Raw genomic sequence first — 10,580 nt, 5'->3', positions numbered from 1 at the left:
GCTTGCAAATAGGTTCTATAAACCCGCCCGACCCCACGAAAAATCCTCTTATTGATATTGCTGCAAGATGTCAGTTACAACTGAGATATTGCACCATTCTCAAGAACAGGCAAGATGCCTGTTCCACAAAGAGTAGATTTTTTCTTGTGGAACGGGCCGGAGAGCCCGTTCATAAAACAATACGCTTGGGCTAGAGGCTTAAGTTGTCACCAATGCCGATGACCAGAAAATAGCCAATTCTTTAAAATTTCTCGCTGTGGTCAGCTAACAAAAGGTTAATTATGGTTTTCCCATATCTCTACTTCTGGCAATTACCCAAATTTAACGGACTAAAAGACCGAGACCAATACTATACAGCAGTTTTCAACTATCTGAAATACAGTAGCGACAAGACTGTGCCAAGATGTGAAAATTTAAGACCCAACCTACCGTATCTCTTGTTTTTATATAAGTGTCGATCCTTTAATATAGGGGAGACAATAAATCTTCTTAACGCCCCCCTAATTCCAGGGCTGTTTCATTCTCACCAAAAACGAGGTTTTTGTAGGGGTAGTGCCCCCGTGCCTACCCCCGCCACCAACCATCGAATGGGGGTTTCAGGCCAAAAGGGCCGGCACGGGGGCACGGCCCCTACCAAGAATGAAACCGGCCTGCCCCTAATTCCCCATGAATTAGGAGAAAATAGACTCGACTACAAGCGACATTTATTAGGGATTTTGGTCTTAAGTATTCACGCCTTAGCCCGGCCGTGTTCCTACCAGATATCTCTACTTACCTCAACTGAAAACCGCTATATTTCAGGATGGACTTACCTTTTACTTTTGAGTTGTTATTTGTGCCTTTTTCCCGGAAGTGCGATCGCCCAAATCACCCCCGACGGCACTTTGGGCCCGGAAAGTTCGCGCACAGTTCCCGATACAATCAACAACTTACCCTCCGATAGAATCACTGGCGGCGCAACTCGTGGCGTTAACCTCTTTCACAGCTTGCGCGAATTTAACATCCGTGAAGGGCGGGGAGCTTATTTTGAAAATCCCAGCGGAATTACCAACATATTCACCCGCGTTACGGGGGGAAACTCTTCCAATATTTTAGGAACTCTGGGAGTTTTAGGCAACGGCAACTTATTTTTAATAAACCCGAAAGGAATTATATTCGGGCCGAATGCGCGGTTAGATTTGCGCGGTTCGTTTATCGGTTCAACCGCTGACAGTATTGTGTTTAATAACGGCTTTGAATTCAGCAGCACCAACCCGCAAACATCCCCGCTGTTAACAGTTAATATTCCCGTTGGTTTAAGATTTAGAGACAATCCCGGTGCAATTGTCAATCAATCGACGGCTATAGGAAAGGTAAACCTGCCAGCCTCTGCTGTGGCAATCCCAATTAGCGATCGAGTTGGTTTAGCAGTAGAACCCGGTCAAACTTTAGCACTGATTGGCGGCGACATCCAACTCCAAGGCGGCAATTTAACGGCCAGCGGCGGACAAATTTTACTCGGTAGCGTCGCTAGTCCCGGTGTAGTTAATTTTGCACTGACTTCTCCTGTTACTCAGCAGGGGAATTTAACTGTTAATTATGACAATATTCAGAACTTTGGCAATATTCAAATAGCCGATGGAACACTCATCAACACCAGCGGTACCGGTGGCGGCAGAGTAGAGTTAAAAGGTGGAAATGTCGCCCTCAGCGGTGCGCGAATTTATGCGCTGACACTGGGAAATATTGATGGTAGAGGTATCGATATCAGCGCTCAAAAGTTGCGGGTGGAAAACGGCACCCAATTTTCTACCCTGACTCTCGGAGATGGTGCAGGAGGCCATATTAACTTCCGGGCTGCTGATTCAGTAGAAATGAGCGGGCTGGGAGTTGAGGGCTATCAACAGGTTGCAATTAAGTATCTGGTATCGGGAACTACAGACCCGTTTGACCCGCTATTTGTGCTGTTGAATGCTAGTGCTGGCGCTGGTTCGGGGGGCGATATTACGATCGACACCAACCGCCTGCTGCTCAAAAATGGGGTAGTAGGTAGCGGGATAACTTTTGGCGGTGGAAATGGCGGAAACTTAATCATTCGCGCCAATACTTTTGAGATGGTGGGTTCGGGAATTAACAACGGGACAGCGAAAGAAAGTACCGGTGCGGGAGGAAGTATTAGTGTTGATGTCAATCGATTAATTATGCGCGACGGTTCTCTTCTGGGTACTACAAGTTACAGCAGCGGCCCGTCGGGGAATATCAACATTAAAGCTGCTGAATCGGTAGAATTGTCTAACACCGGCCCGAAAACTGTTGTGTCAACTGGAATCAGCACGCTGAGTATCGGTTCTAACGGAAGGGCGGGGAATATTAACGTTGATACGAAGCGGTTGACTCTTTCTGGAGGTTCTGCTTTTACTTTAGGAACGGGTGTTTTAGTTGGCAGGTTTTTGTTTTCTCAGGAGGGGGGGCCGGCGGGAAATTTAACAGTTAGGGCTAGTGAATCAGTAGAAATTTCTGGTATTTCTCAACTTTTGACCAGCGGAATTCAGAATGCTAGCGCGCTGACTTCTGGAACTTTGAGTTCGAGTCGGGGTGGGGATATTCGTATTGATACGCCAAGCCTAACCGTGCGGGATGGAGGGATAGTTTCTACGAGTTCTTTGGGATCTGGAGATGTGGGGAATATTACTGTTAATGCCGATCGCATTTCAGTCAGTGGCAGCGGAAATAATGGTCTGTTTGTCAGTACAATTGATGCTTCGGTGGGCAAGACATTCGGTACTAATCCCAATGCTACGGCAAATGCGGGTTCGTTGAATCTGAATGCCGATCGACTAATTGTCAGAGATGGATCTACAGTCACCGTGCAGGCTACGGGAACCGGACGCGCTGGTAATATCAATATTGTCGCAAATTCGATCGCTCTTGATAACAAAGCGAGGATTGACGGCACGACTGTATCCGGTACAGGAGCAAATATTAACCTGCAAGCGCGAGATATCCAATTGCGCCGCAACAGCCGAATTACCACCGATGCAGGCACTTCTGACGGCGGCAATATCAACATCAACAGTGATATTCTTGTCGCCCTCCCGCAAGAAAACAGCGACATTACAGCCAACGCCCGCACAGCAGGCGGCGGCCGCGTGAATATCAATGTCCCCAATGTGTTTGGTTTTACAGCAACAAGTCGCGAACAAGTCAGAAGCAGGTTGGGGCTCAGTGACGGCGAATTTGCAGTGTTGCAAGTAAGTCCTACTTCTCTAATTCCTAGCAGCGACATCGCCGCGATTTCCCAAAGTGGCGGCGCGGCTTTGCAAGGGGCGGTAACATTTAGTGCTGTTGGAGTGAATCCCGTTCAAGGTTTAGTGGAACTGCCGCAAAATGTGGTCAATCCGGCTGCGTTAATTGCTGCAAATCCCTGCATCGAAGGGGCCGAGAACGAGTTTACTGTGACGGGGCGGGGGGGATTGCCACCGAGTCCTAATGAAGTTCTCAGCAGCGCAGGAGAACCGTTTCCGTGGGTGGAACCAGCGGTAGGTGGAAGTCAGCAAGTAGAAGGTCAAAGAGCATCCCTAGAAATTCGGCCAACAGAAATTATTCCCGCTCAAGGTTGGGTAATGGACGATCGAGGACAAGTAAGGCTGGTAGCCTATAATTCTGGTGGTGGTACCTCTATTCGCAGTCCGAAACCGACGGGTGTTTGCGTACCTCAATAGGTACTCTTCACGTTTGAGCTAACCCCTCGCTATTTTCCTCATACTAAATTAACCCCACTTAAAAGATGCTCCGCCAATCTTCCCCCCTATTTTTTGCATTATTACTGCTGTTTCCTTTCCCTGCGATCGCCCAAATCATCCCCGATAATAGCTTGGGTACAGAAAGTTCGCGAACAGTTCCCGACACGATTAATAACTTACCATCGGACAGAATAGAAGGCGGTGCAACTCGCGGCGTTAACCTCTTTCACAGCTTGCGTGAATTCAACATCCCTGAAGGGCGGGGAGCATATTTTGCCAATCCTAACGGGATTGCGAATATTTTTACCCGCGTTACTGGTGGCAACCCTTCTAATATTTTAGGAACTCTGGGAGTTTTAGGAAATAGTAACCTGTTTTTAATTAACCCAAAAGGGATTGTCTTTGGCCCCAATGCTCGGTTAGATTTGCGCGGCTCATTTATTGGTTCAACTGGTAGTGGCGTTCTCTTTGATAATGGCTTTGAATTTAGTGCAGCTAATTCTAATGCAGTGCCATTGTTAGCGATTAATATTCCTGTGGGTTTGAGATTTAGAGAAAATCCCGGCACAATTATTAACTCTTCCCAAGCAATTGGTTCAACACCAGCCTTACCGCCATTGCCCGTAGAAATTCCTGTTTCTAACAAACTTGGTTTAGCAGTAGACCCCGGTCAAACTTTAGCATTAATTGGCGGAGACATTCAACTCCAAGGAGGAAATTTAACAGCTTATACCGGACAAATATTACTGGGAAGTGTGAAAAGTCCAGGTTTAGTACAATTTGAACCAACGGCTTTTGGTGTGAATTTAAACTACGGAAATATTCAGAACTTTGGCAATATTGAAATCAACGGTGCCTTGATAAATACCACCGGATTAGGAGGTGGAAAAATTGACATCAGAGGTGGAAATGTCGCCGTCAACGGTGGGCGAATTTTTGGCCTAACACTGGGAAATATTGATGGTAGAGGCATTGACATCAATTCCCAAAACTTGCGAGTACAGGGGGGGGCGCAAATTTTTACTCAGACATTGGGAACAGGTACGGGAGGCGCTGTAAACATCAGCGCTACTGACTCAGTAGAACTCAGTGGGATTGGATTTGATAGCTTTAACAGGTTTGTTCTTCAGTTTGCAAGAGTTGGTTCGGTAAACCCCTTCGATCTGCAAATTATTCTAAGTAGTGGCACTGGTGGTAATGGAGCAGCAGGAGACATCACAATTGATACCGGGCGGCTACTGATAGAAAATGGGAGTGTCATAAGTAGTTCTACCTTGGGTTCTGCTAATGGCGGAAATATGACTATCCGTGCCAGAGTTTTTGATCTGGTTGGTTCTGCAATCAACAGCGGGCCAATTAAAGGGAGTACAGGCAGTGGAGGAAATATAACCTTTGAGGGAGAAAAGTTAATCGTGCGGGATGGCTCTGCTTTAATCAGTCAGACCCGTAATGATAAAGCATCAGGAAATATCAACATTCAAGCATCTGAATCAGTAGAAATCTTACGTACACCTAATGGAAGTATCCAGCCAACTTTCATTGGTACAACTACAATTGGTCAGCAGGGGAAAGCTGGGGACATTAATATCGACACGAAACGGTTGATTATTTCTGATGGCGGTGGAATTAGCGCGGGTACGGGTGCAATTGTTGCCAACCCATTGTTCGGAGCGAATGGGGGGCCAGGAGGTAATATCACAATTAGAGCTACGGATTCGATAGAAATAGCAGGCATTTCTGGAGTTTCGGCGGTTGGATATCAAATTGGTAGCTTCCTCAACGCTGAAACAGCTTCCTTTAGTCGGGGAGGAGATATCCACATTTCTACGCGGGTGCTGACTCTGGGGAAAGGGGGATCTATTTCTACGTCATCTTTAGGCACGGGAGATGCGGGAAATATTACGATTGATGCAGCGCGTATAGAAGTTCTGGGTAATAATTCCAGTCTATTTAACAGCCAAATTCTGGCTTCTGTTGGTTTTACTCCTAGTTTCACTAATTCTAAGGCTACGGCGAATGCGGGTTCAGTGAATCTGAATACTGATCAGTTGATTCTTCGCAATGGGTCAACGGTTGGTGTACGGAGTTTCGGAAGTGGTCGTGCTGGTAATATTAATGTTGTTGCCAACTCAATCGATCTAGATAACAAAGCCAGCATTGATGGTACAACAGTATCTGGCACAGGGGCAAATATAAACATCCAAGGGCGAGACATTAAGTTGCGGCGCGCCAGCAGAATTACCACCGATGCGGGTAGTTCTGATGGTGGAAATATCAACATTAAAAGCGATATTTTGGTGACTTTACCCAATGAAAATAGCGATATTACCGCTAATGCTCGGACAGCTAGGGGAGGGCAAGTGGCGGTTAATGTACCGAATATATTTGGTTTTACAGCCGTGAATCGCGATCGAGCTATAAGTAGTTTAGGACTCACGGACGCTGAATTTTTTAGCTTACAAGTTAATCCTACTTCTTTAATTCCCACTAGCGACATTGCAGCCATTTCCCAACAAGCTGGTCCGGCTTTGCAAGGGGCGGTAACGTTTAGCAATTCGGGAGTTAATCCGGCTCAAGGATTGGTAGAATTGCCGCAAAATGTTGTCAATTCAACGACTTTAATTGCCCCTAATCCCTGCACACAAAGGGCAGAAAGCGAGTTTACAATTACTGGTAAAGGAGGAGTACCTGTAAACCCTAATGATGTCCTCAGCAGCGATTCTAGTCAGTTAAACTGGGTCGAATCGGGAGCCGGCAGAAGTTCAACAGCGGAAACGCTGCCGGATTTAACTGATAGATTGCCGTCGGGTGGTATTGGCAATGCGTTTCTTCCTGAGTCTTCGCCAACAGGAATTATTCCCGCTCAAGGTTGGGTAATAGATGAGCAAGGACAAGTAAGGCTGGTAGCCTATAATTCTGGTGGTGGTACCTCTATTCGCAGTCCCAAACCAACGGGTGTGTGCGTACCTCAATAGATACTCTTTAGGTTTTAGCTAATCCCTCGCTATTTTTTTAATATTAAATTAACCGGACTTAAAAAATGCAGCACCAATCTTGGGCCCTATTTTTGGCATTTTTACTGCTGTGTCCTTTTTCCGCCGTCGCCCAAATCATCCCAGACAGCACCTTGGGTGCAGAAAGTTCGCGGACAGTTCCCGACACGATTAATAACCTACCATCGGACAGAATAGAAGGCGGTGCAACTCGCGGCGTTAACCTATTTCACAGTTTCGGCGAATTCAACATCCGTGAAGGGCGGGGAGCATATTTTGCCAATCCTAACGGGATTGCGAATATCTTTACCCGCGTCACTGGTGGCAACCCTTCTAATATTTTAGGAACTCTGGGAGTTTTAGGAAATAGTAACTTGTTTTTAATTAGCCCAAAAGGGATTGTCTTTGGCCCCAATGCTCGGTTAGATTTACGAGGTTCATTTATTGGTTCAACTGGTAGTGGGGTTCTCTTTGATAATGGGTTTGAATTTAGTGCAGCTAATTCTAATGGAGTGCCATTGTTAGCGATTAATATTCCTGTGGGTTTGAGATTTAGAGAAAATGCGGGTGCAATTGTTAACTCTTCCCAAGCAATTGGTTCAACACCAGCCTTACCGCCATTGCCCGTAGAAATTCCTGTTTCTAACAAACTTGGTTTAGCAGTAGACCCCGGTCAAACTTTAGCATTAATTGGCGGAGACATTCAACTCCAAGGAGGAAATTTAACAGCTTATACCGGACAAATCCTTCTGGGAAGTGTGAAAAGTCCAGGTTTAGTACAATTTGAACCAACAGCTTTAGGTTTGAATTTAAACTACGGAAATATTCAGAACTTTGGCAATATCGAAATCAACGGTGCATTGATAAATACCAGCGGATTAGGAGGTGGAAAAATTGACATCAGAGGTGGCAATGTCACCGTTAGTAGTTCGGGAATTTATAGCCTAACACTGGGAAATATTGATGGTAGAGGCATTGACATCAATGCTCAAAATTTGGGAGTAGATAGAGGGTCACAAATTTTTACCCCGACAGTGGGAGATGGCAAGGGGAGCGATATCAACCTCCACGCTACTGACTCATTACAAATGAGTGGGCTGGGAATTCAGGGCTATCAGAAGCTTTACAACCAATATTTGACTTCAGGAACAGTCAACCCTTTTGACCCGCAAATTGTTATGAACTCTGGTACTGTTGGCAGGGGAGCCGCCGGAGACATTAACATTCATACTGGACGGCTACTGCTGCGCGATGGAGTGGTTGGCGGTACCGCCACCCTGGGTGCAGGAAATGGCGGAAATCTGAATATCCGCGCCAACACGGTGGAGTTTGTCAGTTCCTTGTTAAACAACGAAACAACAAAGGTAAGTACCGGTCAAGGCGGAAACATCAATCTTGAAGCACAGCGGTTAATCATGCGCGATGGTAGCTATCTCCTCAGCCTCAGCCGTAGTAATAGAGCATCAGGGAATATCGTCATTAAAACGAATGAATCTGTAGAATTGTCGGGAGGAATCCCTGGAACTACAACGCAAACTATAATTGGCACCACCACTGCCAATGGTAATGGGAAAGCCGGAGATATTACGATTGAAACTAAACGATTGACTGTTTCTAATGGAGCCGGAATTGCTTTATCCACGGGTGCAAATATTGGCGAATCCGTGCGTTCTACGAGTGGAGGCCCAGGAGGAAATTTAACCGTGAGAGCTTCAGAGTCAATAGAAGCGATTGGCGTTTCTGGAGTTTTGGGCACTGCGGGTTTCGCACCTAGTGGTTTTTCCACTCAAACTTTTAGCTCTGCTCCAGGTGGAGATATCCACCTCTCGACACCAAAACTGACTTTGCGGGATGGGGGAATAATTACGGCTGCTTCTTTGGGTGCAGCAGATGCGGGAAATATTACAATTGATGCCGAACGCTTAGAAGTACAAGGACTTGGGAATAACGGTCGCTTCAGGAGTAGAATTGAAGCTTCGGCTGGCAGTACATCTATCTTTGTCAATCCTAATGCTACGGCGAATGCCGGTTCGTTAAATTTGAATGTTAATCAATTGATTGTCCGGGATGGGGCAACGGTGAATGTTCAGGCTTTGGGAACGGGAAGGGCTGGAAATATTAATGTTATAGCTAACTCAATGGCCTTGGATAATAAAGCTAGTATTGACGGTACAACTGACTCTGGCGGGGGGGGAAATATTAATATCAGGGCGCAAGATGTCCAGTTGCGGCGCGGTAGCAGAATTACAACGGATGCAGGTATTTCTGACGGTGGAAATATCAAAATTAATAGCGATATTTTGGTAGCTATACCAAGAGAAAATAGCGATATTACAGCTAACGCTCGCACAGCTAGAGGTGGTCAAGTTACGGTCAATGTACCAAATATTTTTGGCTTTACAAGCCTTAACCGCGAACAAGCCAGGAGTAGTTTAGGACTGACTGATGCTGAATTTGCGGCCTTACAAGTAAATCCTACTTCTCTAATTCCTAGCAGCGACATCGCCGCGATTTCCCAAAGTGGCGGCGCGGCTTTGCAAGGGGCGGTAACATTTAGTGCTGTTGGAGTGAATCCCGCTCAAGGTTTAGTGGAACTGCCACAAAATGTGGTCAATCCGGCTGCGTTAATTGTGGCAAATCCCTGCATCCGAGGGGCCGAGAGCGCATTTACCGTCACTGGGAAAGGAGGAGTGCCATCCAGTCCTAATGATGCCCTCAGCAGCGCAGGAGAACCGTTTCCGTGGGTGGAGCCAGCGGTAGGTGGAACTCAGCAAGTAGAAGGCGAAAGAACATCCCTAGAAATTCAGCAAAAAGAAATTATTCCCGCTCAAGGTTGGGTAATAGATGAGCAAGGACAAGTAAGGCTGGTAGCCTATAATTTAAGTAATGGTGCATCTATTCGCAATCCGAAATCAACCGGTGTTTGCGTACCTCAATAGTAAGGTTCAGGTTTTAGCTAACTCATCGCTATTTTCCTAAAAGTAAATTAACCGGACTTAACAGATGCTCCGCCAATCTTCCGCCCTATTTTTTGCATTTTTACTGCTGTGTCCTTTGCCGGCGATCGCCCAAATCATCCCCGATAATACCCTGGGGCCGGAAAGTTCGCGAACTGTTCCCGATACTATCAACAACTTACCCTCAGATAGAATCACTGGCGGTGCAACTCGCGGAGCCAATTTATTTCACAGTTTACAACAATTTAACGTTGGTGAAGGACGAGGCGCATATTTTGCCAATCCTAACGGGATTGCGAATATTTTTACCCGCGTTACGGGTGGTAATCCTTCTAATATTTTAGGTGTGTTGGGAGTTCAAGGAAATGCCAACTTATTTTTACTCAATCCCAAAGGAATCGTCTTCGGCCCCAATGCGAGGTTAGATTTACGCGGTTCATTTTTAGCAAGTTCAGCAGATAGCGTAGTTTTCGATAATGGCTATCAATTCAGCAGCAGCAATCCCCAATCAATCCCGCTGTTAAATGTCAACATACCTATCGGTTTAAACTTCCGAGAAAATCCGGGAAAAATCATTAACTCTTCAGCAGCACCAGCCTTGAGTTTACCAGAGTTACCTCCAGGGTTCCCGCCGATTTTTAATAACATTGGCTTAGCAGTTGGGCCAGGACAAACTATCGCCATAGTGGGCGGAGATATTGAATTAAATCAGGGAACACTCACTGCATCTACCGGACAAGTTTTGCTGGGTAGCGTCGCTAGTCCGGGGATGGTTGGATTGGGGGCAACGCCATTTGGATTAAGTTTAAACTATGACAATATTTCCAACTTTGGTAAGCTGTTGTACCTTTAAATAGGGTATAATAAAAAAGGAGTTTAGTCAATCTCTACAAAAATGCCAGCTAAAA

4 protein-coding genes and 1 pseudogene are annotated in these 10,580 nt (G+C 46.0%); all 5 read left to right on the top strand.

What is annotated here, in order from left to right; genetic code table 11:
• On the top strand, window positions 1–194 hold a 194-nt coding region (locus QUB35_RS37025), incomplete at its 5' end, for a hypothetical protein (protein WP_333147768.1).
• Window positions 195–833: 639 nt separating this feature from the next.
• Complete coding sequence (locus tag QUB35_RS37020) at window positions 834–3,701, top strand: two-partner secretion domain-containing protein (RefSeq protein WP_333147766.1); 2,868 nt, start codon at window positions 834–836, stop codon at window positions 3,699–3,701.
• Between the two features lie 65 nt (window positions 3,702–3,766).
• Window positions 3,767–6,697, top strand: coding sequence for a two-partner secretion domain-containing protein (locus QUB35_RS37015; RefSeq protein ID WP_333147763.1), 2,931 nt, complete (start codon window positions 3,767–3,769; stop codon window positions 6,695–6,697).
• Between the two features lie 65 nt (window positions 6,698–6,762).
• Window positions 6,763–9,654, top strand: coding sequence for a two-partner secretion domain-containing protein (locus QUB35_RS37010; RefSeq protein WP_333147761.1), 2,892 nt, complete (start codon window positions 6,763–6,765; stop codon window positions 9,652–9,654).
• Window positions 9,655–9,718: 64 nt separating this feature from the next.
• Window positions 9,719–10,513, top strand: a pseudogene (locus tag QUB35_RS37005) (filamentous hemagglutinin N-terminal domain-containing protein); the annotation flags it as partial.
• Window positions 10,514–10,580 lie beyond the last annotated feature (67 nt).

The sequence above is a fragment of the Microcoleus sp. B13-B6 genome (assembly GCF_036705405.1).
Taxonomy (GTDB): Bacteria; Cyanobacteriota; Cyanobacteriia; order Cyanobacteriales; family Microcoleaceae; genus Microcoleus.
Note: the sequence above shows the minus strand (reverse complement) of the source record. Positions and strands in the feature narration are given on the sequence as shown.

What these genes read in the sequence shown, in the direction of transcription:
- QUB35_RS37015 (WP_333147763.1), top strand. Translation starts at nt 3,767, where the DNA reads ATGCTCCGCCAATCTTCCCCCCTATTTTTTGCATTATTACTGCTGTTT.
- QUB35_RS37010 (WP_333147761.1), top strand. Translation starts at nt 6,763, where the DNA reads ATGCAGCACCAATCTTGGGCCCTATTTTTGGCATTTTTACTGCTGTGT.